29 protein-coding genes are annotated in these 25,120 nt (G+C 44.4%); 4 read left to right on the forward strand and 25 right to left on the reverse strand.

Annotated features, from left to right (window positions below; all coding sequences use genetic code 11):
* Positions 1-179 precede the first annotated feature (179 nt).
* From H8J70_RS00260 to H8J70_RS00280, 5 genes are all read right to left on the reverse strand, one after another.
* A complete protein-coding gene (locus tag H8J70_RS00260) occupies positions 180-509 on the reverse strand; it encodes a cupin domain-containing protein (protein ID WP_186501760.1) in 330 nt (109 codons plus the stop codon).
* 373 nt (positions 510-882) lie between these two features.
* A complete protein-coding gene (locus H8J70_RS00265; protein ID WP_186501761.1) occupies positions 883-1,725 on the reverse strand; it encodes a DUF4357 domain-containing protein in 843 nt (280 codons plus the stop codon).
* 181 nt (positions 1,726-1,906) lie between these two features.
* Positions 1,907-2,467 carry a hypothetical protein gene (locus H8J70_RS00270; RefSeq protein ID WP_186501762.1) on the reverse strand — a complete coding sequence of 187 codons (561 nt, stop codon included), beginning with the start codon at positions 2,465-2,467 and terminating at the stop codon, positions 1,907-1,909.
* A gap of 13 nt (positions 2,468-2,480) precedes the next feature.
* Positions 2,481-5,558, reverse strand: coding sequence for a type I restriction endonuclease subunit R (locus H8J70_RS00275; RefSeq protein WP_186501763.1), 3,078 nt, complete (start codon positions 5,556-5,558; stop codon positions 2,481-2,483).
* A gap of 74 nt (positions 5,559-5,632) precedes the next feature.
* Entirely contained in the window at positions 5,633-6,304 is a 672-nt protein-coding gene (locus tag H8J70_RS00280) for a restriction endonuclease subunit S (RefSeq protein ID WP_186501764.1), read from the reverse strand.
* Positions 6,305-6,377: 73 nt separating this feature from the next.
* Here H8J70_RS00280 and xerA point away from each other — a divergent pair, with 73 nt between their 5' ends.
* Both xerA and H8J70_RS00290 read left to right on the forward strand, forming a co-directional pair.
* Positions 6,378-7,358 (forward strand): site-specific tyrosine recombinase/integron integrase, encoded by a 981-nt coding sequence (gene xerA, locus H8J70_RS00285; protein ID WP_186501765.1) that lies wholly within the window; start codon positions 6,378-6,380, stop codon positions 7,356-7,358.
* Between the two features lie 8 nt (positions 7,359-7,366).
* Positions 7,367-8,560 carry a restriction endonuclease subunit S gene (locus H8J70_RS00290; protein ID WP_186501766.1) on the forward strand — a complete coding sequence of 398 codons (1,194 nt, stop codon included), beginning with the start codon at positions 7,367-7,369 and terminating at the stop codon, positions 8,558-8,560.
* Here H8J70_RS00290 and H8J70_RS00295 read toward each other — a convergent pair.
* Genes H8J70_RS00295 through H8J70_RS00305 form a run of 3 tightly spaced genes read right to left on the reverse strand, consistent with a single transcriptional unit; the run spans position 8,557 to position 11,272 of the window.
* Entirely contained in the window at positions 8,557-9,093 is a 537-nt protein-coding gene (locus tag H8J70_RS00295; RefSeq protein WP_186501767.1) for a restriction endonuclease subunit S, read from the reverse strand. The two genes, H8J70_RS00290 and H8J70_RS00295, sit on opposite strands and share 4 nt — an antisense overlap.
* Positions 9,083-10,606 (reverse strand): type I restriction-modification system subunit M, encoded by a 1,524-nt coding sequence (locus H8J70_RS00300; RefSeq protein ID WP_186501768.1) that lies wholly within the window; start codon positions 10,604-10,606, stop codon positions 9,083-9,085. The genes H8J70_RS00295 and H8J70_RS00300 overlap by 11 nt, the downstream gene beginning before the upstream one ends.
* Before the next feature lie 12 nt (positions 10,607-10,618).
* Positions 10,619-11,272: a helix-turn-helix domain-containing protein gene (locus H8J70_RS00305; RefSeq protein WP_186501769.1), complete on the reverse strand. Its 654-nt coding sequence runs from the start codon at positions 11,270-11,272 to the stop codon at positions 10,619-10,621.
* A 556-nt stretch (positions 11,273-11,828) separates the two neighbouring features.
* On the opposite strand from H8J70_RS00305, the gene H8J70_RS00310 reads away from it, so the two are divergent.
* Complete coding sequence (locus H8J70_RS00310) at positions 11,829-12,347, forward strand: bacterio-opsin activator (RefSeq protein ID WP_186501770.1); 519 nt, start codon at positions 11,829-11,831, stop codon at positions 12,345-12,347.
* 73 nt (positions 12,348-12,420) lie between these two features.
* Here the strand turns inward: H8J70_RS00310 and H8J70_RS00315 are convergent, their stop codons facing one another.
* From H8J70_RS00315 to H8J70_RS00395, 17 genes are all read right to left on the reverse strand, one after another.
* Positions 12,421-13,023 (reverse strand): hypothetical protein, encoded by a 603-nt coding sequence (locus H8J70_RS00315; protein WP_186501771.1) that lies wholly within the window; start codon positions 13,021-13,023, stop codon positions 12,421-12,423.
* A gap of 308 nt (positions 13,024-13,331) precedes the next feature.
* Positions 13,332-13,601 (reverse strand): hypothetical protein, encoded by a 270-nt coding sequence (locus tag H8J70_RS00320; RefSeq protein WP_246415207.1) that lies wholly within the window; start codon positions 13,599-13,601, stop codon positions 13,332-13,334.
* A gap of 2 nt (positions 13,602-13,603) precedes the next feature.
* Positions 13,604-14,161 (reverse strand): N-acetylmuramoyl-L-alanine amidase family protein, encoded by a 558-nt coding sequence (locus H8J70_RS00325; protein WP_186501773.1) that lies wholly within the window; start codon positions 14,159-14,161, stop codon positions 13,604-13,606.
* Entirely contained in the window at positions 14,145-14,336 is a 192-nt protein-coding gene (locus tag H8J70_RS00330; RefSeq protein WP_186501774.1) for a hypothetical protein, read from the reverse strand. The genes H8J70_RS00325 and H8J70_RS00330 overlap by 17 nt, the downstream gene beginning before the upstream one ends.
* A gap of 3 nt (positions 14,337-14,339) precedes the next feature.
* A complete protein-coding gene (locus H8J70_RS00335; protein WP_186501775.1) occupies positions 14,340-15,191 on the reverse strand; it encodes a hypothetical protein in 852 nt (283 codons plus the stop codon).
* A 12-nt stretch (positions 15,192-15,203) separates the two neighbouring features.
* Positions 15,204-15,710, reverse strand: coding sequence for a hypothetical protein (locus tag H8J70_RS00340; protein WP_186501776.1), 507 nt, complete (start codon positions 15,708-15,710; stop codon positions 15,204-15,206).
* 13 nt (positions 15,711-15,723) lie between these two features.
* Entirely contained in the window at positions 15,724-15,954 is a 231-nt protein-coding gene (locus tag H8J70_RS00345; RefSeq protein ID WP_186501777.1) for a hypothetical protein, read from the reverse strand.
* Positions 15,941-16,309 carry a hypothetical protein gene (locus tag H8J70_RS00350; protein ID WP_186501778.1) on the reverse strand — a complete coding sequence of 123 codons (369 nt, stop codon included), beginning with the start codon at positions 16,307-16,309 and terminating at the stop codon, positions 15,941-15,943. Before H8J70_RS00350 ends, H8J70_RS00345 begins: the two co-directional genes overlap by 14 nt.
* A gap of 11 nt (positions 16,310-16,320) precedes the next feature.
* A complete protein-coding gene (locus H8J70_RS00355) occupies positions 16,321-16,578 on the reverse strand; it encodes a hypothetical protein (RefSeq protein ID WP_246415208.1) in 258 nt (85 codons plus the stop codon).
* 13 nt (positions 16,579-16,591) lie between these two features.
* Complete coding sequence (locus H8J70_RS00360) at positions 16,592-17,575, reverse strand: phage baseplate protein (RefSeq protein WP_186501779.1); 984 nt, start codon at positions 17,573-17,575, stop codon at positions 16,592-16,594.
* Complete coding sequence (locus tag H8J70_RS00365) at positions 17,568-18,134, reverse strand: putative phage tail protein (protein ID WP_246415209.1); 567 nt, start codon at positions 18,132-18,134, stop codon at positions 17,568-17,570. The genes H8J70_RS00360 and H8J70_RS00365 overlap by 8 nt, the downstream gene beginning before the upstream one ends.
* Positions 18,121-19,188: a baseplate J/gp47 family protein gene (locus tag H8J70_RS00370; RefSeq protein ID WP_186501780.1), complete on the reverse strand. Its 1,068-nt coding sequence runs from the start codon at positions 19,186-19,188 to the stop codon at positions 18,121-18,123. The genes H8J70_RS00365 and H8J70_RS00370 overlap by 14 nt, the downstream gene beginning before the upstream one ends.
* Positions 19,185-19,634 carry a DUF2634 domain-containing protein gene (locus H8J70_RS00375; protein WP_186501781.1) on the reverse strand — a complete coding sequence of 150 codons (450 nt, stop codon included), beginning with the start codon at positions 19,632-19,634 and terminating at the stop codon, positions 19,185-19,187. The genes H8J70_RS00370 and H8J70_RS00375 overlap by 4 nt, the downstream gene beginning before the upstream one ends.
* A complete protein-coding gene (locus H8J70_RS00380) occupies positions 19,627-20,046 on the reverse strand; it encodes a DUF2577 domain-containing protein (RefSeq protein WP_186501782.1) in 420 nt (139 codons plus the stop codon). The genes H8J70_RS00375 and H8J70_RS00380 overlap by 8 nt, the downstream gene beginning before the upstream one ends.
* A gap of 6 nt (positions 20,047-20,052) precedes the next feature.
* The gene (locus H8J70_RS00385) at positions 20,053-21,573 is read right to left on the reverse strand and encodes an XkdQ/YqbQ family protein (protein WP_186501783.1); all 1,521 of its coding nucleotides are present in this window, start codon (positions 21,571-21,573) and stop codon (positions 20,053-20,055) included.
* Entirely contained in the window at positions 21,548-22,285 is a 738-nt protein-coding gene (locus H8J70_RS00390) for a hypothetical protein (RefSeq protein ID WP_186501784.1), read from the reverse strand. Before H8J70_RS00390 ends, H8J70_RS00385 begins: the two co-directional genes overlap by 26 nt.
* Positions 22,285-24,405 carry a phage tail tape measure protein gene (locus H8J70_RS00395; protein WP_186501785.1) on the reverse strand — a complete coding sequence of 707 codons (2,121 nt, stop codon included), beginning with the start codon at positions 24,403-24,405 and terminating at the stop codon, positions 22,285-22,287. The genes H8J70_RS00390 and H8J70_RS00395 overlap by 1 nt, the downstream gene beginning before the upstream one ends.
* Positions 24,406-24,593: 188 nt before the next feature.
* On the opposite strand from H8J70_RS00395, the gene H8J70_RS00400 reads away from it, so the two are divergent.
* Positions 24,594-25,085 carry a hypothetical protein gene (locus tag H8J70_RS00400; protein WP_186501786.1) on the forward strand — a complete coding sequence of 164 codons (492 nt, stop codon included), beginning with the start codon at positions 24,594-24,596 and terminating at the stop codon, positions 25,083-25,085.
* Positions 25,086-25,120: the final 35 nt, after the last annotated feature.

The raw sequence follows: 25,120 nt of genomic DNA on the forward strand, positions 1-25,120 counted from the left end.
ATAACGATACTGTAGAATCATTCGAGCTGCGCATTGTCGCTTCCTCTGTTGCCGCATCGTATGTATGGTAACTGATACAACACCAAGATAGGGATTGGCAAACACATTGCAGATAATATGCTGATTGTGGACATCCTTAACCGTGGATAGCAACTATTCCCGGCTTCCTTGTATATTCTCTATTTCTTCACGACAAGTGTCAACAATAAGAGATCTTCGTCGCCTGTGTTTTCAATAGTGTGTTCCGAGCCTTGCGGGCAGATGTGCATAACGCCGGGCTGCAACAGTTCTTCCTGGCCATCACAAATAGCTCTGCCTGTGCCGGACAGGACGTAATTCAGGTCGTCGCCCGAGTCCTGCCTGTGCGTGCCTATACAGCCACCCGGGTGGATTCGCGTGGGAATGATGCGATAGGCATCGTCGTTGAACATGCGGACAGTCATGGTTCCTGTACCGTCATTCATGCAGGGCATGGTCATTTCTTTTATCGTACTAAAATCAATCAACATTGTACAGGTCTCCTCTCATGTGTATCCAAAAAACCGGGCAGTCCAGGAAATTTCCCCAGCTGTCCGGTTTTGTATGTGCGTTTACTTTTTCCGTGTCAAGAGACAGACCGATTCTACGTGGCTCGATGGCTTGAAATCGATGTCAACTCCCCGGCTCAATTACTAAAATGGCTCTTTGCCGACCGCGTATGTTCTCGGGAACAGCTCAACGCAGAAACTGCAGCTCATTTACGCCATTACCCGTTCGCGGTAACATATCAAAAGCCATAGCTCTTTATATTATAGAGCAACATGAAGTGATTATCATCATCTCGACTTGGTAAATTTATGATTTCAAAGATAAATTCATCACCTCGACATTACGAAGAAATGGTTATCTTCCAAACTCTTCTTTTTCCTTAATACTTTTTCCATCTGGATACAACCACATCTGCCGACCATTGGCAGAACCTCCAGTTACACATGCAGCTGCTGTTGAAGGACTGCCAAAAGATACATCTTCTATGAATCGCCCATCGTTCACCTTACCCTCAGCAATTAATTCTTGCCGACGCTCATGGACATACTTAGGGCATGATGGGGTTTCGGTAGTGCTGAATTCAGAATTTTTGCATACGATAAACTGATTATCAGAGACATAAGCAGTAGCTTTTACTTTTCTCCCAGCGAGATGCAGCATCTTTTTATCTTTTTCTTCATTGTCAGCAGAGGTAAAAATCCCATCTGGAAAGACATTGATATAAAAATTGATGTCCTGAATATAATTTTCGCAGGTATGTACCTGTACCCCGCTAAGATGATAGTGACGCTTCCGGAATGTTTTCGTACAATTCGCTTTTTGGGGACTCGTCGTCAGGCACTTGTTAAAATGCGCATGGACATATTCACACATAGCATTTTCAATGAACTGTAACTCATTACTGCTAATAGTCGAATCTGTAAATTTAAATCCCAAGGCCGTGTGCCATGAGGCATCAATGTCACCGGAATGAGTATTCATAATTCGTCTCTGGATGGTATCCAAACCAGTCTGACCAACATAGACTGCATCAGAACCAACAAGGAGCAGGTAAATGCCCGGCCCATCTAATTCATTTTCATAATCTTGTATGTTTTCTTTCGCTACGCGAATGGCAGAGATTTTTGATGAGTCACTGCTCATTGTAACCGTACCATTATAGGTACCGTCCGCTAAATAGATTTTTAGGCCGCGCATGGACCAATCACTCCTTAAGATATAGTTTAATCCGACTTCGCCATCTTCTGAACGTTGCAGTTAGCCGCCAGCGTCCTGAAGCACTTCAAGAATCGGCTTAATGAGCTACGAAATTCTATCTTCGTAGCTCATTGTATCATAATACATTTCTGCTTTTCCCTTTTACTCTACCACTTTGTATTTACTTTTGATTGTTATTAATTTCTAAAACAAGATTTGGCAATTTTACATTAAAAAAGTATGCGAGTTCTTTCTTCAGCTCTTTTTTTGCCTTTTTCTCTGGCATATTAAAATAAGCCATAGTCTTTTTTATATCTGCAGTTTCGACAATCTCTTCTAAATCTGTAGAATTTGCTTGATTACAAGTTCTGTCCAAATAATCAAATAAATCTACCATCGTTAGTCGATCGACTCCAAATTTTTCAATTTCTTCTTGTAACGCCTTTTCCAACGGCCTATATACCCATTGTCCTATATATCCAGCGGCATCTATTGCACTTGTTAGTGCATGTAATATATTTATATAGCCATCAGGGACATAAAGAGGTGGATAATCAATACCGTAATGATCTTTTTCATAAGATAGTACTTGCAGATCTGTACTTATTCCCCATGATATGCCATCTGGAGTGCAACACTCGGCTGCATAGTATGTATTCCCCTTATATGAATCTTTTTCTACTCTGATAACCATAGCAACGTCATCAGAATAATTTTGACCATTACTTTTTTTATCATCCATTGTGCGCTCTCCTTTACGCCTCCATCTGATCCGTCCACATTTCACATTGCTGAAGGACTGTCTTCATGGCATCTGCCATCCCTTCTGGTGGATAATGATATTTATGGAGCAAACGCTTAACCATCCGTCTCATACCGGCTCTTGCAGATTCTTTCAAGTTCCAATCTACGGTCCTGGATTTACGTAACTGGTCTGTCAGTTCTCTCGTCATTGCTACCAATTGATCATTCGTATATACATCTTTCACTGCTTCGGGACGTGTCAATGCATCATAGAAGGCCATTTCTTCGTCGGATAACCCTAACGCGTTACCGGCCTTACTAGCGTTAGCCATATCCTGCGCCATTTTCATAAGTTCTTCAATAACTTCTTCATTAGTAAGCATTCCGTTAAGGTAAGAATTCATCGAGCGGTTAAGCATATCAGAAAACTTTTGAGCTTTGACAAGATTCGTTCTCCGATATAAATGTACTTGTTCTGCAATTAACTTTTTGAGAATTTCAATAGATAAATTTTTTTGCGGCATTCTTGAGATTTCTTGTAAATATTTTTCATTAAAAAGGTTGAATTCTTTGTCCGCGTCTGTAAAGAGATTTATGATGCCATCACTTTTAACTGCTTGACGCAGCAATTCATTGATTTGCTGATTTATTTCATTTAATTTTAATGGCTCCTTTCCTTCTAATTTATTAAGCAGTGATCGTACCGTTTCAAAATAAGCTTCTTCCCGGAGTTCTTCTGCTGTAGCCAAGCTTTTGCTAAGAGAAAAAGCTTGTTTCATAAGTAATGATTCTTTTAAGAAATTTTTCTTTTTTTCTTCACAAGTAGGTTGGACCATAAAATCTACGCCATCACGAATAAGTTCTGCACGTCTCAAATCACTTTCTGTCACCAAAAAATCGTGATAATCAAATCCATAAAATTGTTCACGACAGACTTGCAATTTTTCCTGAAACTTTTTATAAGCCGTATCAGAAATATCCATATCCCCATAATTTTTCTTATCACGATCCGTATATTGATTCATTGCCGCCTTAAGAGCCGAAGCAATACCAATATAATCAACAATAAGACCGCCGGCTTTATCTTTATATACACGATTAACCCGCGCAATCGCCTGCATGAGATTATGCCCTTTCATTGGCTTAAAAATATACATTGTTGACATGGACGGCACATCAAAACCAGTCAACCACATATCAACCACAATAACAATCTTCAATTCACTAGAGTTATCTTTAAATTTATTAGCTAATTCTTCTTTATGCAGTTTATTGCCTATAATAGGCTTCCAATCAGCCGGGTCTTGATTATTTCCCGTCATAACTACGGCAATTTTTTCTTCCCAATCAGGTCGAAGTTCTAACATTTTATAATAAATGTCCATAGCGATAGGTCTGGAATAACCTACCACCATCGCTTTACCCGATTGTTCATATTGACGATACGTTTCATAATGATTAATGATGTCCGTGCACAATGAAGTAATAACCTCATCTCTATCAAGAAGACTTTCTAATTTACTCAGGTTTTGCTTACTTTTTTTAATAGCCCCTGGTTCTGCTTCATCAGCTAGTTCATCATACTTCCTATCAATTTGATCTAGTATCTTCTGATCAAGTTTTAATTTGATGACACGACTTTCATAATAGATAGGAACAGTTGCTCCATCTTCCACGGCCTGTGTCATATCATAAATATCAATATAATTACCAAAAACTTCAATCGTATTCCTGTCTTCCAATGCAATAGGTGTCCCGGTAAAGCCAATGTAAGTCGCCTTCGGAAGTGCATCCCGTACTCTTCTTGCATTACCAATTGAAATTTTACCCGTTTTAGGATTCACTTTTTCTTCAAATCCATACTGGCTCCTATGTGCTTCGTCGGCCATTACTATAATATTTTTTCTTGAAGAGAGCGGTTCATCAGTTTCTTCAAATTTTTGCATAGTAGTAAATATAATACCATTAGCTTCTCTACCATTCAGCCAATCCATCAAACCAATCAATTTTGAGGACGTACTTTTTTCACTAACAGACAAACTTCTCTTATCTGCCTGAACAGGAGTTTGACGTAAAAAATCTTTACACTTACTAAACTGCGTAAAAAGCTGATCATCCAAATCATTACGGTCCGTAATGACAACAATGGTCGGGCTATTCATTACTTGCTGTAATAGATGGGCATAAAAAACCATAGAAAGAGACTTACCGCTTCCCTGCGTGTGCCAGAATACGCCACCTCTTCCATCTCCATTTTTGCCACTAGCCTTTATAGTAGATTCAATCGCTTTATGCACTGCAAAATATTGATGATAGGCAGCTAAAATTTTTGCATCTCCACCACTTTCTTTAGAAAAGCAAATAAAATTATGAATAATATCCAAAAACCTATTTTTTTCAAACATTCCTCGAAATAACGTCGTAAAATCAGCTAGTCGAGTATTTTTATAATTTCCATCAACTGTCTTCCATTCCATAAATCGATCAAGGCTTGCCGTAATGGAACCAACCCGGGTTTGTGATTGATCACTGATCACACAGAAGGCATTAAAAATAAATACACTTTCTATTGACTTCATATAATTTTGGAGCTGAAGATAAGCGTCTTTTATTGTAACCTCTTCATTTTTAGGGGATTTCAGTTCCACCAAAACAACCGGCAGACCATTCAAAAAAACGACAATGTCGGCTCTTTTCGTTTCATATTCTTTAAATGTCCATTGATTAGCCACAATAAAACTGTTATTGGAAACATTATCATAATCTACTAACTTTACTAAAGTAGATTTTTCCTGCCCATTATCTTGATAAGAAACCGATACACCATTTTGGAGGTAGTCCATGAACACTTCATTTTTAGAAACTAGTGCCCCCGCTTCATAATTTTTTATCTTGTAGATGGCTTCATTAATCGCCTGGGACGGCAATTTAGGATTTACAGTTTCTAATGAATTCTTGAGCTGATCTTCCATAATTGGATCTGTAAGATCCCGTGAAAAATCAGGTCCGTAACAATATGTATATCCCATCTTCTCAAGCAGTTCCACAATAGAATTTTCATAATTTGCTTCTGTATAAGAAGATTCCATGGTACATACCTCCATTCTGCAAAATTTACAATTTATAATTCGTCATTGGGATGGATAAACAAGAATTTAGTAGCTTAGATGTCGAGTCCAGAGACATCCAGTTCACCAGACATAAGTTTCGGAAGTAGCGTGTCACGTAGATCTGACAATCGTCTGTTCTCTTGCACAAGTAATGCTATTTCAGAAACTATTGGTCGAACTACCAAGTTGTAAGCAGCCAATTCATCAGGAGATGGAACAACTATTGGTAATTTCCGTAATTCACCTAAGCTCATATACTTTTGTGTGCTACCTGCGAGACAATTTTCTATATGTTGTGTTGTCGATTTGTTTTTTAAGTAGTACAAAATATATAAGTCAAGAGAAGGATGTTGTGATGTTTTGAAAAGACCCACATTTTTTATTGCAAATTCTACGGGTGAATCAATAACATAAGAAATTAATCCTACAGTTCCAATCATACTTATCAAAATATCGCCAGTATTGACTTTGCTTCTTTCGTTAACTTTGTCATAGTCGGCTTTTGAAATAATATTTGCTGACGATGTATCTACCCCGAATGGAAGCAAGTGCTTAGAGGTGACTAATGGATATCCATGCTCCGTTGCTTTAGGTGAATCATGTGTTCCATCTCTTATGTCAATTATCTCAGATAAAATGCATGATTGGCCAGAAAGAGAATCATAAAAATTGTCAAAAAGCGTTTGAGCTTGCTGCTCTAAATTCTTGTTTATAACTCCTATCAACGGCGGGAGAAAAACCAACGGAACTGCCGTTGATGTCGTTCTCTTGGAAATTACTAAAAGGAGAACTGACAATATGAAAGAATTCATCAAACAAGAAGTATTGCAGCGTATGCTGCCACTTCTGGACAATTTTCAGATCAAAGAGCTACAGCATACATTGGAATACGCCTTATGTAAGTATTTGGATGGAAGTCCAGATAAAAGCGAAATAAGCAGCCAGGAACTGTTGCAGAAGTTTCTTGAAGCGAAACGAATTGAGGGATGTTCGGAAAAAACATTAACCTATTATCAGAATACCATTGAACGCATGTTGGAGAATACGGGAAAGGAAGTGATGCACATTTTGACAGAGGATTTGCGGTCGTATTTGACTGATTATCAGAAACAGAACAATCTCAGTCGGGTTACGATTGATAATGTGCGTCGGATCCTTTCAAGTTTTTTTTCTTGGCTTGAAGATGAGGAGTATCTTATCAAAAGTCCAATCCGCCGAATCCACAAGGTAAAAACCATGAGCAGTGTAAAGGATACCTATTCTGATGAAGAGCTGGAAAAAATGCGTGATAGCTGCAAGGAAAAACGTGATCTTTCTCTAATCGATATACTTGCCTCTACTGGCATGCGTGTGGGTGAACTGGTGCGTCTGAACCGAGCGGACCTTGATTTCAATGAGCGTGAGTGCAAGGTACTTGGTAAAGGTAACAAGGAGAGAATTGTTTATTTTGATGCTCGTACGAAGATTCACCTACAGGATTACCTCGATAGTCGGAATGATGACTGCGAAGCATTATTTGTCACGTTAAAGTCCCCATATTTGAGATTGACAATCAGCGGTGTAGAATCAAGGATACGAAAAATTGGGAAGCAATTGAATATTGATAAAGTGTATCCGCATAAGTTCCGCAGGACACTTGCTACAAGAGCAATTGATAAAGGAATGCCGATTGAACAGCTGCAACAGCTTCTTGGACATAAACGGATAGATACGACACTTCAATATGCGATGGTTAAGCAGAGTAATGTAAAGCTTGCACATAAGAAATATATTGGATAGGATGTGTAATGATGGAAGATTGGAAAACAAAAACACTTGGAGAGGTTACCTCTTTTATGGCTAAAGGCATACCACCAAAATATGTTGATCATGAGGGTGAAAACATTATACGTGTATTAAATCAAAAATGTAATCGTAATTACCGGATATCGTATAATGATTCTCGATTACATGATAATTCTGTGAAAAAAGTTCCTGACTCTAAAATACTTAGACCTGGAGATGTGTTAATTAATTCAACAGGAACTGGCACTGCAGGCCGTATAGCTCAGATATGGCATATACCAGTTCCAACAACTATAGACGGTCATATGATTTTACTTCGGCCGACTGATGAAATTGATCCTCTCTATTATGGATATGTATTAAAAAGAAATCTGACACTGATTGAGTCTTATGCAGAAGGATCAACTGGGCAAACTGAAATAAACAAAAACAGGCTTAAAGAGGAAACGATTATTTCCTTTCCATCAGATATAAATGAACAAAGAAAAATTGCACGTATTCTGGCGGTTTTAGATGAAAAAATTGAAGAAAATGAGAAAATAAACAAGAATTTAGAGGAACAAATGGAAGCGCTCTATAAATCTTGGTTTATCGATTTTGAGCCCTTTGGCAGAATAAAGCCTTCTGATTGGCAAACCCAAAAAATTTATTCAATTGCAAATATTATTTATGGCGCTCCGTTTTCTTCAAAACTGTTTAATACTGCCGGCATTGGGAAACCCATTATCCGTATTCGTGATTTGAAAAGTCAAGAATTTGTTACTTATACAACAGAAAAACACTCAAAAGGACACTTGATTAAGCCTGGCGATATCGTTGTAGGCATGGATGGTGAATTTAGGCCTTATATTTGGGGCAACGAAGAAGCATGGCTAAATCAACGAGTATGTATTTTTGAAAATAAGCGTCCGAAAGGAAAAGCGTTTCTACTGTTTAGTATACAGCCTTTACTTAAAATGGTTGAGCAAACGCAGATTGGAACGACTGTAATTCACATTGGCAAAAAAGACTTTGATACTTTTGAAATAGTATTGCCAGATGCTAAAACACTTAATCTATTTGACGAGATTACTACTCCTATGATTGAGCAAATTGTCAATAATAGTTTAGAAGATAAACGTTTAAAAGTATTACGAGATACACTTTTGCCCAAACTTATGTCCGGCGAGATTGACGTCACAACCCTTGACATCTAAGCTACTAAATTCTTGTTTATTTGTGTATTTAATTGGATTTTATCGTCTAAGTTCTTTAAAATAAAGCCAATTCTTTTCTGATCCTCAAATTCAGGAACTGGAACCTTTAAATTTGCAACAACATCAGTTTGTACTCTTTGTCTGCCCGAGGATCCTACCATTGATTTTATAGCTGGATCACGTACAAATGGACTGCAAATTAAATAGTATAAATAGTTAGGATCCACCTTTTCTTTTGCTCTAAATACGATATATTCAGTGGAACCAAAGCCAATTTCATATTTATTCAGGCAAAGTACTTGCGCAGTTTTACCATTTTCAAGGCACGGAGTAATTCTTGCCATAAGAGTATCTTTATTTCTAAACTTTGAACCACCCTTGAATTCTTCCAATTGATAAAAAATAGGATCTCTTGTAAAGGGTACAAGTGCATCCATCGGAATTTTCTTGGCTTTACTACCCTTTTTTAATGATTCCCGAGGATTGATTTCAGCGATATCTGAAATGCTTTTCATGCTCCATTCAGATTTCATATCCAATCGCCCCCAGCTTTTTCTTGATTTCATCTTCCAATTCATGAGATTTTTTGAACATCTCAGATAGCTCAGAAGTCAGCCGTTTCATTTTGTCATCAAAAGGCTCTCCATCATCTTCCTGTTCTTCAATGCCAACATACCGCCCTGGCGTCAAAATATAGTCTTGTTTTGATATATCTTCTGTAGAAATGACAGCGCAATATCCCTTTACTGGTTCCAGCGATCCATCTACAAATGCCTTATAGGTATGAGCAAGTTTCTGAATGTCTCCTGGGTTCTTAGGATCATCACTATCGGTCAGTTCCCGTAATGTTCGACTAACCATTGCACCCATTTTTCTCGCATCAACAAATAACGTTTCACCTCTTCGTTTCTTATTTTTATTAAGAAACCAAAGACAAACTGGAATCTGCGTAGTATAGAACAGTTGACTTGGCATGGCAACAATGCATTCCACCAAGTCTGCATTTATGATGTTTTTTCTGATATCACCTTCACCACCAGTATTGGAAGAAAGAGAACCATTAGCGAGCACCATACCAATTTTTCCTTCCGGAGCAAGATGCCAAATCATATGCTCCATCCAGGCAAAGTTTGCATTGCCTGCTGGTGGCATACCATACATCCAACGCTGATCTTCTTTCAACTTATCGGCTCCCCATTGACTGAGATTGAATGGTGGATTGGCCATAATGAAATCAGCTTTCATTGTCGGATGTTGGTCACTTAAGAATGTATCCTCTGGAATATTACCTAAATTTGCATCTATGCCACGAATCGCCAAATTCATTTTAGCCATTTTCCAAGTAGTTGGATTACTTTCTTGTCCAAATACAGAAATATCATTAATCTTTCCTTGGTGGGCTTCAATAAACTTTGCAGATTGTACAAACATCCCCCCTGCTCCACAACATGGATCATAAACTCTGCCTTTATACGGTTGCAGTATTTCTACAATAGTGCGAACTACACAAGATGGAGTATAGAATTGGCCAGCATTCTTCCCTTCCTGCTCAGCAAAGTTTCTAAGACAATATTCATATGTGCGGCCAAGAACATCTTTTTCGTCTGCATCATCCATTTTTACTTTATTCGTAAAAATATCCACTACTTCGCCTAAACGTCTCTTGTCAAGTTCTGGGCGTGCAAAATTCTTAGGTAGGATTCCTTTTAAGGATTTATTTTCCTTTTCTATAGCCACCATTGCATCATCAATGACTTTTCCAATTTGTGGGGTATGTGCAGCATTCGAAATATCTTCCCATCTAGCCCCTTTAGGAACATAAAAGATATTTTCTGCTTCATATTCATCTCGATCTTCTTCAAAGCCTTCGCCTTCTTCGACGAGGGCTTTATATTTTTTTTCAAAACTATCCGATATATATTTGAGGAAGATGAGTCCTAAAATAACATTTTTATATTCGGAAGCATCCATATTTCCACGCAGGACACATGCAGCGCCCCACAGCTCTTTTTCAAATCCTATATCAGCTGTATTCATGTTACTCATTTATTTTCTCCCTTATTTTTTTGAAAGCAAATTTATATAATTCTTTAACGTTTCAATCAAATCGCCTTCTGTTTTTCCAGAGCAATGATTGAGTAAATAATCGCGCATTTCTTCATCACAAAGCAATAAAGGAATACCTTTATAGTCCTTCAAATGTTTTTCCTTCCAATCATTAAATATATCTAAATCTACTGCAATTAATTTTACTCTTCGTCTCAGCATGAATGATAAAGCTGGATCATTAATTCGTATAAGGTCATAGTCAATACCTACAGTAGAAATTTGTTGGCTATCATCCAGCGCTTCTTCCGAATCCACTTCATCATATGAATCAGATGTTTTGATAGTTTCAGTTAAACTAGCTGGTTCAATTGTTTTGTTTTCATACAATTTATCGATGAGTACAAACACTTGGCTATAATCTAGCCTGTCTAAATCAATATCATTAATGGCTCTACCTTCTTTTAAACCTAAAATCCAATCAGCAGATACATGATATGTTTCACTAATTAATCGAAGATTGTCTACAGTTAAAGCTTGTCTACCATTTTTTATTTTATTTAGATTCCCCTGAGTCATATGAAGCTTACCTGCCGTAATAGCATCAGTTTCATCTGCAAAAAGCTCTTTTAATCTGTCACTGACAGAACGTGAATTATCGCACATAATCCACCTCCGGACTACAGCCATCAATTCCAACTATCAGTTCACGATTCCGGAAAGAACTATAATCAATTATTTTCTTAATCCTTCTTTTTATTATCTCAATTACGGTGTTCATTTTCTACCCCATATTCAAAAGTCGAATTAAATAATTCGTGCCACGAATATTTATATTATATCACAAATACTCATCATCTATTGGTGAATCGATAAATTTCTTAAGAAAATATTTTATTTATTTAATGAATTTTTACATGCTAACTGCTCGATTTCTTATTCGTAGCTTTTTTAGTATGCTTTTTATAGCAAAAAAAGTTCAATGCTTTTGAGTATTGGTGAAGTGTCCTGAGCAAGACGTTAAAAGGCCTACCGCTATAGACGTTCACCTAAAGTACACAGGTGGCTCGAACGGCCATAGTGGTTAAAACTAAATAACTACCCCTGTCTACGAGCATGGCAGGTTCAAACGAAGCGAGATTTTTACTCCCGTTCCGGTTGCGACCTGTCATGCTCTTTTGTTTTGCCATCTCCTCCGGCGCGGGGAACGAACGGAGGACAAATGATGACAAACAAAGAAAATCAAGGCAAAAAAATTTATGACAAAGCCAGTAAAAAATGGTATGCCGTCTCTGATGAAATTTATAAAGCACATGACCGCTACTGCAATACAATTCGGAAGCGTATGCAGTACCGAAAGCAGTGTTGCTGCCCGAAAGGTAAATGGTGGCTTTGTGATGCCCAATGCCTGGATTGTGAATTCTACATCGCACCATCTGTATCGCTTGATGAACCCGTTATTTTAGACGACGGATCTAGCGACAGCACTCTCGGAGATTATGTTACGGATCCGAATGCCCTCACTGAAAAGATAGTAGCTGACCGTGATTTGCTCCTGTTTCTTTTTGCTCGGTTAAAGGAAATTGATCCAGATGCAGAGAAAATCATGCAAATCTGGAAAAATCATCCAGCAGGAATCTCAAATCGAAAAATTGCCAAGATGCTTGGACGCTCTCAGCGTACTTTTGCAGATGAAATGAAGCGCTTCCGTGAAAAGTATCGTCATTATCTTGATAATTGATTTACACTACAAGATACAAAAATCCGGTACAGAGCTATCGACTTTCGATGTTCTGTACCGGTTAGTTTATTAATTAGTGTTCATTTTTATAAAGTGAAATTGTATATAAAGCTCTTTTGATATCGATATTTTTTGCATCTGTATCAATACAAGGATAGCCAATCATTTTTTCCGTTTGAGCCATTAACACATCTTTAAAATTAATGGGGAAATTTGAAGAAAAACTATTTATCCCTCTAATGGTAGTAACCTCATCTTGTAATATATATCCTTTCGGTACTAGCCGTGATTTATGCAAGTAATACATATCAAGGTACAAAACGTCATAATAATTTCCACTTATCGATATCATTTCGTAAACATCTATGTGGTCATTACAACTCCCCAGGCGGTGAAAAAATAGTTTCTCTCCCGTTTCTTGTATCAGTAGCCTAGAAAGATAAGTAATTTCTCCTAACGGGCCATTAACTGGTATCGGATTTGTTATTGTACGGCCAAAATCACCAATAGCTCCAGGTATTGTATTTGTAGGGCTAGAATCGCAAATCTTTTCCAGTGCTTTAGGAAGAAGCTTATTTTGCTCTTCATCACTATTTAAAATCAAATTTATTTTATTAAATATAGCTTCCAATTCTTTTTCTTTCTTCGATTTAAATAAATTGCCGAAAAATCCCATAATTCACCTCCATAAAAGAACACTGCATTAACAAAATTTAAAATCTTACTTCTATAATTATTTTATTATATCACATATCCTACGCTTTTCATTTAAATAATTGCTAAAAAATAGATAAGTAGAATTTATCATCAATTACTTTTTGATTTTATGCAATATAATTTATTTTATACAATAAGAAGATTAATGAATTAAAGATATTTCGTCTAATATAAGAACGTCGCGTTGATTACATTATTCCTAATTACTTGTCAATCAAAAAAATCCTCTATAGGACACTTTCCATAGTGTCCCATAGAGGATTTAGCTTATCTTTCCATCTTCTGTTTTACATCAGCTACAATAGTTTTAACCACCTGTTGCATTAAGGTAATATACAGCCTGTTACGAATCTTCACCCACCAGCTGGTCGTGATCTGGATTTCGGCTTCCAGCGGGTCTGTGAGATTCTTCATCTGTGCTTCTACCAGTTTCTGTACATCGTCCAAGTCGATAGATTTAATAGCCGCTTCGGCTTCGCTCCTGGCAAAGTCTACAACGGTATCGGCGACGGCTTTCTTGATTTCTTCACGGTTCATAGTCATTTACCTCCTAGAATCAGCTGTTCATAATCTGTCACTCCCCTGGCGACAGCTCTGGCCAGGGCATCCTGGTCATGGGCAAGAATATCTTCATCGCCGGGATTGGTGATGAAGGCCAGCTCGACCAGGACGGCTGGCATGTCCGTGTTCGTGAGGACATACAGTCCGTTGACGCCGGGCGTAGCGATTTTTACGCCCCGGTCAGTGGTATCGAGGGCATTGACCAACTGGCTCTGGATGCAGTTGGCCAGCACGCTGCCACGGTAACTGCCGGCACAGGCCCAGGTTTCTGTGCCGTTGGCTTCTTCGGCTTCAACGGCATTGCAGTGGATGGACACGAAGATGTCGGCATCACTGGCATTGGCAGCTTCACAGATTTCGTACAAGCTGTCGGACTGGAGCAGTTCCGTTTCTACTCCAGCCGCATTCAGGTAGCTCGCAGCAGATTTGCCCACGGCCAGGGCCACATCACATTCGCGCAGGCCCGTTTCGCTATTGACGGCTCCGGGATCTGGGTTGCCGTTTGGCGCATGACCGGGATTAATGAATACTTTCATTCTTTTCGTCTCCTTTCATCTGTGCGGCGGACTTGACTGTGCCGCCGATATACCCGAGGAGCCCCGATGCGATAGACATCGCCAGCTCGTTCAGGCTATAAAAGATGGCCATTACCAGTGCTGCGACCAGCCCGATAATGACCATGCAGTCGGGGATATTAATTTTTTCAAACATGTATTAAGACACCACCTTGATATTCAGTGTCACTTCTGCGTTATCCGTTGCGCAGCCTTTCAAATACTCGTAAAGGGTATCCGTCAGAGCGCCAATCATGACGTTTCCAAAGTCTGTATCCTTCTCGTATGCAATCTGTATGGTTTCCGAGATTCCGGTACCTGTCGTAATAGAGACTGTGCAGCTTGCATAATGGGCATCGACTACCAAAATCAAACCCTTGGTATCTCCGCTTTCGGTAAGCAGGATTCCTTCTATCTTTGGGGTATCCGGAGACTGGTTCTCTGTCATTAGAATATAGCCAAAAAACAACTGACTGCCCTGGCCTTTCAAAGTTAGGCCGACATCCGTAAAGGGGATGGTAGGAATGACTATCGCGTCAGTGGCACTGATCACCATTCCATCCGTAATGTCAACCGTTGCATATGCACTTTGCGTACTGGATCCGCTGGATTCCTGTTCGACACCGTTCACAGTAATCTTTCCCACGGTGTAGTCGCTGTCGGATTGCAAGCTGATGCTCACCGTACTTTGATATTCCGTCTTGTACACAGTATTGCCGGATGCATCTGTCGAAGAAGACAAATCAGGGTGATTGCACGAAATAGTTAATGTCTGATGCTCTTTCTGGACGACCGTGATGCCCTTACGGCTATCTTTTGATGAGCCGGAAGCCGTCCCCTCCACAAGTTCCCCGTCCGCCGTATAAAATTTCTTTCCCTTAGCTACATCACCGGCGACCGCTGTCGTATCCGATACTTCGCAGAACCGGGCCTTCCCGCCTGCTGTAAGCGGCAACAGGATGGACGGCACTTCACTGTAGCTGGCCCCGGCAATCTTCACATCGACTTTCATGCACCATCACCTCTATTCAATCGTCAGCACCTTCGTCAGGCTGTCCTGAGACACGGCCACCGAGGTCAGCGCGCCAGTAATCTTGGCGCCGTTGATGTAGGCCGTCTTGCCGGATACAATCGTACTCGCCGCCGCTGTGGCATCAGCTGTATCGACCACGCTGGATTTGCCCGTCACGCCGAGCACCGTCACCCCGGCCTTGATATTGCCCGCAATAAGTTTGGCCTGCTCGCTGGCGGCAATGCCGACTGTGCCACTGCCGTTATGGTAGCCGGACTGGATAGTGTACGTGCCTTTGACGGTACTGATGGAACCGGACACCGCGCCATTATCCGGCATGGTGCCAGTCACCGAACCACTGCCTAAAAACGCTGTCTTGCCATTCCTGATGTCCCCCGCCACCGCGGTAGCCGAGGTCGTATCATAGAATTCTGCCGTCCCGGAGCCAGTCGCCAGAGGAATGGACACCTGCGGGACGCTTTCATACGTAACGCCATTAATCTTCAGATTCTTCGCCATGATTCTTTCTCCTTTACTCTACCCTGAGCTGGTAGCCGTTAAAACTGATTCTGCCATAGTTCGACGGGATGGCAGCGACCGTAACCTTTCGAAGTCCTGTATAGCCCTTATCCGCCTCGATGACCTGTTCCGTGTCCGTTGGAATCACGGTTTTCTCTTGATACGCCGAGGACGGCAATACAGGCATGGACAGGATGCCATTGAGTGTGCTTTTTCCCTTCACGGTTCCTTTAAATCTTTCCATGCACCGTCACCTCCCCGGTCACCAGAAACGGGCTGGGCGGAATGACCGTGTCCGTATAGCCGGATGCCAGCACCAGCTCCACGTCGTACCAATAGGCTCCGAAAGGGAGCCGGGCCGTGTCTTCCGGCACTAAAAGCAGAAGGCATTCCTGTTCCCGGCGCACGATGCCGTTATCCAGCGTTTTCACCACCACTGGGGCTTCATCAGAAAGTTCCCGTTTGACGGTAAATGTGAGCCGGTCATCTGGCCCCGGTATGAACGGTTTGCCCGTCACCCGGTCCCGGATGGACATCCTGATTTCCGCCGAATCCCCTCGCGTAATGGAAATCCGGTTCCGAATGACTGAAAAGCCCATCCTGCCACCTCCTATTCGTTCTGCCGCTGCTCGATTACATCCAGACGATGCTGCACATGGTCTGTGGCCTCCTCCACCCTGGAAAGGCGTTCCGCCATCTCCTGACGTTTGGCTTCCGTCTCGGAAAGCTGGCGCCGCAGATGGTCGATACATTCCTGCAAGCTCCGTACCGACTGGTTCAGCGGCTTGATGACGCTGAAGTTAAAAATGATGCCGCAAAGCATCAGGACGGATACCAGGGAACCCGCCATCTGTACCCATTCAGCCATACTGTTCACCTCCCTATCCTGTCCGCTGAAACATGTAAACGACAAGGGACGGCTGCATGTTGTTATGCGCCTGGCCGCCTCCTGTCCGTGAAAGGCTGTGGGAATGATTCCCATCCCAGGACGTATGCCCGTCCACCTGGTTGCCGTGCCAGCAACCATCGCCATAGCCTACCGCCACAGGCGCGTCATTTCCATCGCAGGCGTCCCACTGGAAATTTCTGGGAAGCGCGCCGCAGGACCAGTGACGATGATTTCCGCTATTTCCGACCGTATGGTCATGCGCCGGAGTTTCCGGAATCGTAAGGGTGTGTTTTTCTTCTCCCAGCTTATCCCCAGCCTTGTACATGGTTCCGCTGTCTGCCGCCCCGGCCCCGATCAGGCACCGCCCCATGGCAAAGGCCACCCAGGTCGTTCCCGGCCAGTAGGTAGCAGGATTCTTCCCGTCTGTGGAGATGTAGACGGCATTGACAGGGAACGGACAGGCTTGAATCTTAGCCACGGCTTCCTCATCCATATCGGCATAGGTAACCTTACCCCAGCTGCCATTGCTGTGCAGGACCGTATTCAGTTTCCCTGCAACCGGTGACGGAACCATACCGCTTTGTCCCGCTGTCTTTTCGCCGCAACCGCTGAAATCAGGCAGATTTATGTCCTTCGTACCGTCAAACAACACACGGTGAATTTTCCGTCCCGTTTGCAGTTTCGAAGCACTGGCCGCATTGCCGCTGATGCCGCTGACATGGGCCTTGGCATCGGTCAGATGAGCATTGATGTCAGCCGCCGTAGCGGAAATCCGTTCATAAAGACGGGCGTCATTGCTAACCAGCTGGGACACGGTCTTGTTTTGCTGGTTAAAGACTACCGGGTCTTCTGAAAGATACTGCGGGAACAGCACATCATAATCCAAGGTATTATCTACCGATTCTGCAGGCCGGACTTCCTGCCCGGCCCGGTCGGGAAAATCTGCCGACCACTTCTCCTTGATATACTCAGGCATTTGCCATCACTCCTTTCCCGGATACAATCGTCGCCGTCGAGAATGTGGCTTCGCCATTCCAGTGAATTTTTCCGTTCCAGGAATAGCCCAGATAGATAGCATAGCCCAGGTGCGCCGGCTTGTAGATATCAAGCTGCGCAATCAGCTTCGAAAGCGTCTCCGTATCCTCGTCATTCATAATGCAGTACACCTTGAAATAATATTCTTCATTCACTTCCTCGATATGCCCCACACTGTACATATTGATGATGGAGTTCATGAAGTCCACCGTGGACACATCTACATGCTGCAATTTAAAGAGAATCCGCTGCCTGCGGAATTCGTCCGTATCCCCGTCGCCGGGCTTGATACCAAGAAACGACTCATACAGCGGCAGCGCCCAGGTAGCCGTGTTCACGAAGAAGTTGTCCGCCAGGTCCTGCAGCGCCAGCCGTAACCGGTTATGCTCCGTGCTGCACGTATCCGCCGTCTTTTTAAACATCGGGTCTTTCGCCAGGAACCTGGGCAGATAATCCAAGACATCAATTTCACTTTGGCGCATCCACTCATTCGCTGACAAGGTTCAGCACCACCTTCCCCGCCACGGGAATCTGTTCATTGGTTAGGCTGATGTTGTCGGCCTTCCCGTTAAGTTTCAGGTTCCGATAATCTGTAATCCCGTTCACGCCCAGGATCAACCGGCCAATCTGGGCCAGGCTGACGTAGGACAAGTTGAAGCCGGTGTTCTTGAAATAAGCCGATACGGCTGCCGTCACCGCTTCCACATTGGCCGTCCCGTACACTTCCGCCGTGATGTCCACGGAGATTGGCGCAGGAGACACTACGGTCACAGTAGCCCCGATGGGACGCTGGGACTCGATATACTGAGCCACTTTCTGAATCAGCTCATCCGATGCCGATTCATTCTCCGCCGTCACGATGATGACTTTCACCGTACCGTTCCCATTCCAGAGCGGGATAACCTTGCAGTTGCCCACCCCGTCCACGGACATGGCCCAGGAACGGTAATGGTTGGCATTGCCAGACGTAATGGGCTGACGGACACGGAACAGAAGTCTTGCCAATAATGCGACATCTGTTTCCTCATCGGCCCCGTCCGTGCATTTTTCCTGGTTGGTCACACTGTACACGTTGGGAATGGAATAGGGAATTTCCGTAATTGTACCCGGTGCCACATTTCCACTTACGCCTGTATCACCTGCCTGGACAGCGATTTCCACTTCGGTTCCATCCGCCGGAATCGTTGCCGACTCCGTGGTGTAGAACCGCGACCCGTCTTTCGTCTGGAACAGGCTGCCGCGGATGATGTAGGCCCCGGACTGCCCAGTAACCGTCACCTTCCCATTGGCCTTCACGGCCTGTTTCCGCTGGATGCCAAATTCTTCCGCCCGCAGCGTCAGATAGTCGCCCCATGCGGTTTCGGCAAAAGCGGCGTCCCGCAGCATAGCCATCTCGGCATAGCTGTTCTCGAATTCCACGGCATTGGTATCAATCATGTCACGGGCAAAAGAGCCTTCAATCGAGGTCTTGTCCGTATCGGTCAGCGTGTGCAAGGTCTGCACCATGCGGCTTTCAATCTGGTCTTTCGTCTGGGTGTCAAACAAATTGCTCATGCAAGGCTCCTTTCTGCGGTAATCGTGATGCTTTCATCACTGTAAATGGATGTCACATCCACGACAATGAACAAATCATCTTTTTCCCGCTTTTCCACATCCCCCCGGTTGATCCGGGCGATATAGGGATTGACGGCAAGCCCTTCCCGGATATTCTGCCGGATCTGGTCTGCCGTATAGACGTTGTTGGGCATCGTTCCCTGATAAGGCTCGATAGTGATACCGTACTCATCGTGATAGGCCAGATACCGGTAGCGTTCCGTCATCAGAGCCTTATAAATCCACACCTTGAGGGCTTCATCTTCCGTCACGGTGATATTGTTCCCGTTCTCGTCATAGCGGAACCGATGCTTTTCAAAGTTATAGCCGTATTCCGAAAGGAGCGGCAATGTTTCTCTGGTACTGGCATCCGCTCCGGATGCCAAGGCCACAAAAGGATCAGCCATATCCATCCAACCTCACAATCTCGTCCAGAATCACATACTGCTGGATTTTCCCGTTCACCAGCATGGGCATGATGGCGACTTTCATGCCCGGCTTCAGTGTGTCCGTGGTAATTATCGAATCGGTATAGTCGTTATCAATATCATGGTTATGCGACTGGTAGGCCGCGTCCCCGCTGCCGCCTGCCCGGTTCTGGGTCGCCGATACCAGATGGCCCCTGGCGGTCCTGCCGTAGCCCGTCAGAAGGTAATGGGAAATCCACAGTTCCTCTTTCGTCAGGACGATGCCGTTGTATTTCACCTTGATATCCGGTGGGGACTGGAGAATCTCACCAATCTGGATGGACGGGCTGTTGCTGCTCCGGGAGACCTGTTCCATAAGGTTCAGCAGACTGATATATGGATTTTTCTGCATTTCCCGTCACCCCCTGGATGTCTTGATGATGGTCGCCGGGTAATAGTCGCTCCCCATATCGATGCTGCCTTCGTAATGATGGAAGCATCCGTACACATTAGAGCTGTTGCCCCAGCAGCCGCCGCTGCCGTCATAGACCACCACATGCCAGTTCGGGTCCGGCTTGCTGTAGCGGTTGTACATGATGATGTCGCCTTTCTCCAGCTGCGACGGGTCGTAGGGAATCGCCAGCCCCTTTGCTTCGGCATCGGCCCGGAGCTGGTCGCACCCTTTGACGTTGTTATTGTATTCCTGAGCGGCAAAGGGCGAATATCCGGCCGCCGCAATGGTTGCCCGGTCCACACAGCCTTCTGAGCCATAAGGAGATACCGTCCCGTCAAAACTGGACATACACTGGTCAATGGTATCGCCACTCGCTGCCATGCCGCTTCCCGTATAGGAAGTACCAGAAGATGTTGTCGCAGGCGGCATATAATCCGGGTTGGCATTATAGGACGCACTGTCGAGTTCTTGTTTCTGATCGGTAAGGAGCTTGTTAAATACCAAATTCAAGTCCATGATGTGCTTGTTGCCTTCAATCCGATGGCTGTCGGACTTGATAAAAAACCGCCCTTTGAGCTGTTCTTCCTGGATGTCCACGGAAAATCCGGCAATGCACTGGATGTGTCCCAGGGCATGGACAGACATATCATGGGCCACGGTCTTGAGCATGGCCCGCGCCTGGCTGGCGTCGTCCTGCTTAGAATCGGCCTTGCAGATGGCCTGGATGGTACCAAACTTTTGGATGTCCGTGTTGTTTGGCATCTCGCCTTTCGTCTGGCCCGTGCTGTCCACCACGATGACTTTGGATACCATGTCCTCAATGGACTCGGACACGGATGCCCCGGTGAGATTCGTTTCATCACTGATGAGGAAGTTTTCCACTACCTGGTCGTTCGTGCAGACCACGTTGAACTTCCCGTCCGTCATATAGATGTGGTAACCCTTGCCATCCTGAGCAGCCTGATAGGAAAGGGCCTGCTTGATAGCATCGGTTGCCGAGATATCATCGGCGATGAAGCTGCACACGACTGATAAATCCGGCATCGTCCCAGCTTCAACAGAAAAATCGTGAATTGTCTGCCGGATAGCATCGGCCACGGTCACATTGGCGTACTTGCGGGTAATGCGGGATTTAGCCAGATAGATGATATTGTCGAAGGCCACGAAATGCATGGTATAGGATTCGCTGTCCCGGCTCCGGGAAAAGATGCGCCCTTGGAAAACCGGGAACGTCTCCTGGGTTTTATCATCCAGGAAGGAAAACTGAACTTCATCCCCCAATTCCAGGACGGCATTCGTCCAGTCTTTGTCTTTCGTGGTATAGGCAATATCGAATTCCAACTTGCGCCCGGCCTGCTCCACATCGCCGGACCAGGTATAGGAAATGACGTAAACTGACAAGTCCGTGTGTTTCGGCTGCTCATTTTTCTTCCCGTCCTGCCGGGTCTCCGTATCCTGTTTATTGATCTTTACTAACTGGAACATTAGCTTCATTCCTTTTCAGGTTCATCGTCGTCAGACGGATAATGTCGCCCGTCTTGAGTCCGCCGTTGCGAATGATGCTGCGGTAGACCTGGAATTTGGAAAACTGCTCGTTATTGAGCGTGACCGATTTCCCGATGGCCCGCCCCACGACATTTCCGATGCTGTCGCCTGGATAATAGGTGATGTTCTTCTTCATCTTCTGCCAGAACGATTCCGGCCGTTTGGCAAGGCCCGTAGTTTTATCCGTCTTGGCAGACGCCGTGTCGGCTTCGACATAGCGGTATTCCATCAGTCCCAGTTCGTAATACACATCGCCGCTGCCGTCCTTTTCCCCGAACTTGAAGGAACTGATCAGGCAGGGCATGGAAAGCGGCGTATCCGATACGGTGAGCTGGCAGACCTCACCGCCAGTACGCATGGCTTCCAGCATAGAAATGCAGGTATAAGGCGACATGCTGGCATAAGCAAAAGGATAATCCTGGGCAGGAAAAAAACCGGACAGCGTCAAAGACTTCAGCCCGGTCTTGCCTTTCATGAGATAGTCCCCGTAATTATTGATGTTCACCGTGCCATGGTTCGTATTAACAGCTACCATGAGTTCTGCCGGCAGCACGGGAAAGGTCACGACAGAGCTACCTGCGGACAGGGAAATCGTCAGATTCTGTGATGCCTGCCCAATGGCGTTCAGAATCGATTCGAGAAATGATGCCATCAGATTGTCGCTCCTTTCATGCGGTTCATGCCGTACAGCCGAATTTTTTCCACCAGCTTATCGGCTATAGCATCGATGTCCTGTTCGCTGCGAACGTTCATCGTATCGATGCGGATAGTGATAGAATGACCGCCTGCACTCATGGCCTGCCGGATGCTTTCGTCATGAGGAACCACGGTACTGCCATTGGGCAGGTGGACCAGCTCGCCCCGGCGGTCTTCGTTGATGACAGCAAAGCCGCCGCCAAAGTTTTCAACGCCTTTGGCAAAATGGCTGATGGGTTCAATATTGAATCCCACATGAGTCGGCGTCCCGCCCGTCAGAGACGGGATATCAATCGAAAGGCCGTTGATGCTGGATATGAGTCCGTTCACCTGGTCCATGACCCAGTTCACGCCGCTGCGGAAAGTCCCCTTGATGCTCTCCCAGATGCCGGATGCCGTACTGCCAATGCTTTCCATCGCCCCGTCCCATGCTGAAGTAAGCCGCTGCATCCCGGCATCTACCGCTTCCGACACAGCCTGGACAGCCCCTTCGATGTACTGGGATACCGTGTCCCAGTTGCTCCAGAGAAGATACAAGCCTGCAATGATAGCCGCAATGACAAGCAGGATAGGATTGGCCATCGCCGCCGCGCCGACTGCCCGGATGACTGTGATGACGAGTTTTCCGACTGAAAGGAACGTACTTCCCAGTCCTTTAGCAACCAGACCGATGCCTTTTACTACCGGGATGATGCCCTTAAACTGTGCCGATAAATATTTGGACACGCTCCCGGCCTTGCTGATGCCCGTGGCAATAGAGGTAAAAGTACCGTAAGCCTTGCCGCCTACTGTAAGAATTCTTCCTAACGTAGAACCAAACATTTGAAAGGCTACGATACCGAAAGCGACCTGTCCGATGAGGGCTTTCTGTTCCGGCGTAAGGGAACGGAACCAGGCCGCCAGTTCCTTGACGCGCAGGGACATGGCCTTGAAGTACGGCGTAAAGGACACCGCCAGGTCCATCCCGGCGTTCTTCAGCTGGTTCATGGCAATCTGCATCTGTTCGGACGGGGTCAGCATCTTCTCGTAGGCTTCCTGCGTCATACCCGCGGAGTCGGCCATCTGTTTCATGACCTTGTCGAAGTCCCCGGCTCCCTTGCCCGTAAGGACGAGGATGCTGTTAAGGCCCTCGACAGAACTAAAGAGCTGCGCCATCTGTTCGGCATCACCGCCTGTGGCCCGCTTCACTTCATCCAGGAACTTCACCCAGCCCACGCTCTGAAGGTGAGCGGCGTTGAATTCCAGACCAAGGGACTGAGCTAGTTTCGCGGCTTCTGAGGACGGTTTCAAAATATTGCTGTAGGCCGCCTTGAGTCCCGTGATGGCCTCGCTCGTAGCAATACCGTTCTTGGTGAGGACAGCGATGGAGCCAAAGAGTTCCTGCGTAGTAACGTTGAGCTGCGAAGCAATCGGGATGACGTTGCCCATGGACTGGGCCATTTCGCCGAACGAGGTCTTGCCGAAGTTCTGCGCCAATAACATCTGGTCCGTGATATGGCTTGCTTCTTCTGCCGATTTTCCGTAGGCGTTGAGAACGGTCGTAACGCCATTGACGGCAGTCGTCGTATCTGTGAATCCGGCTTTAGCAGCAATGGTCATGTCCTTTACGAAGCTGACAGCATGACCGGCATCAACACCTGCCGAAATTGCCTGATAGACGGACTCCGAAAGGTCGGCTACGCCGGCCCCGGTTTCATCACTGACGCTCCGGATTTCCTCTTTGATTTTGTCCATGGATACTACAGTCGTATCTACCAGGGTAGACACTTTGGCCAGGCCATTGGTGAAATCGCTGTTCAGCTTGAAACCGGCCGTCGCAACAGCCAGAATCGGAGCGGACAGCAGGGCGAACTTATCTAACAGGCCGGAAATCTTGCCGCCTGTCTGCTCGATGCTTTTCGCCGTCCGTTTCTGGATGCGTTCATGCTCTGTCAGTTTCCCCGACAGACCGCTGACCGACTGCTTCGCCGCTGCCATCTGAGTTTTCATTGTATCCAGGCTGGCATTTACGCTTTTCACGGTCGGCGTGAATAAATCCCGTAGCCGGATAGCCGCATCGATGACGTTATTGGCCATGCTGTCTCACCTCGCTTTCTCAGTTTGTCTACATTAGCAAAAAAGATTATAATAAATTTAAATAATTCAAAAAAAACGCTTAAGCCACGTGTTTTGATATAAATGAATATATTGCAAAATTTAAATTACGTTTTAAAATATCCAATTATTTTTATATATTATTAAAATTCATGAAGGAGGTCTTCACAATGATAGGTAAAAGTAAAATAAGGTTATTATCAATATTTGCATTTTTCATACTGTTAGTGTGTCCAGCAATTTCGTATGTTAATGCGAATGCTGGCACAATGAAAAACGATCCGGGCGGATTTGCCGATTTATATTGGGGAGAAAGTTTAAACGAAGTTACGAGCAGTCATCAAACAAAATATCTGGGAAATAATCATGGAAGCGAACAATATGCAGTAAGTATTAAAAATGCAAATGGATGCATGTATTTGCGAGGACCCGTTTTGGTATTCGCAGTGTTTTTTAATCAAAAACTGGGAGCAATACGTATTCCGATATTTGGCGGATACTCTGCTATGATTTCTCCTTTGGAACAATTATATGGAACTCCAGAGTTTAAGAATGGTTTGTTTACATGGGAAGGCCAAAATACAGATATGATTTTTACAGCTACCAATGTACAGAAAAATGATGGAATAATATATTTGGTTAGTAATAAATTGAGGAAATAAAATCCAAGTTATTTTAAAATAAGATTTTTCTTACC

The sequence above is a fragment of the Megasphaera hominis genome (assembly GCF_014269395.1).
GTDB lineage: Bacteria > Bacillota > Negativicutes > Veillonellales > Megasphaeraceae > Megasphaera > Megasphaera hominis.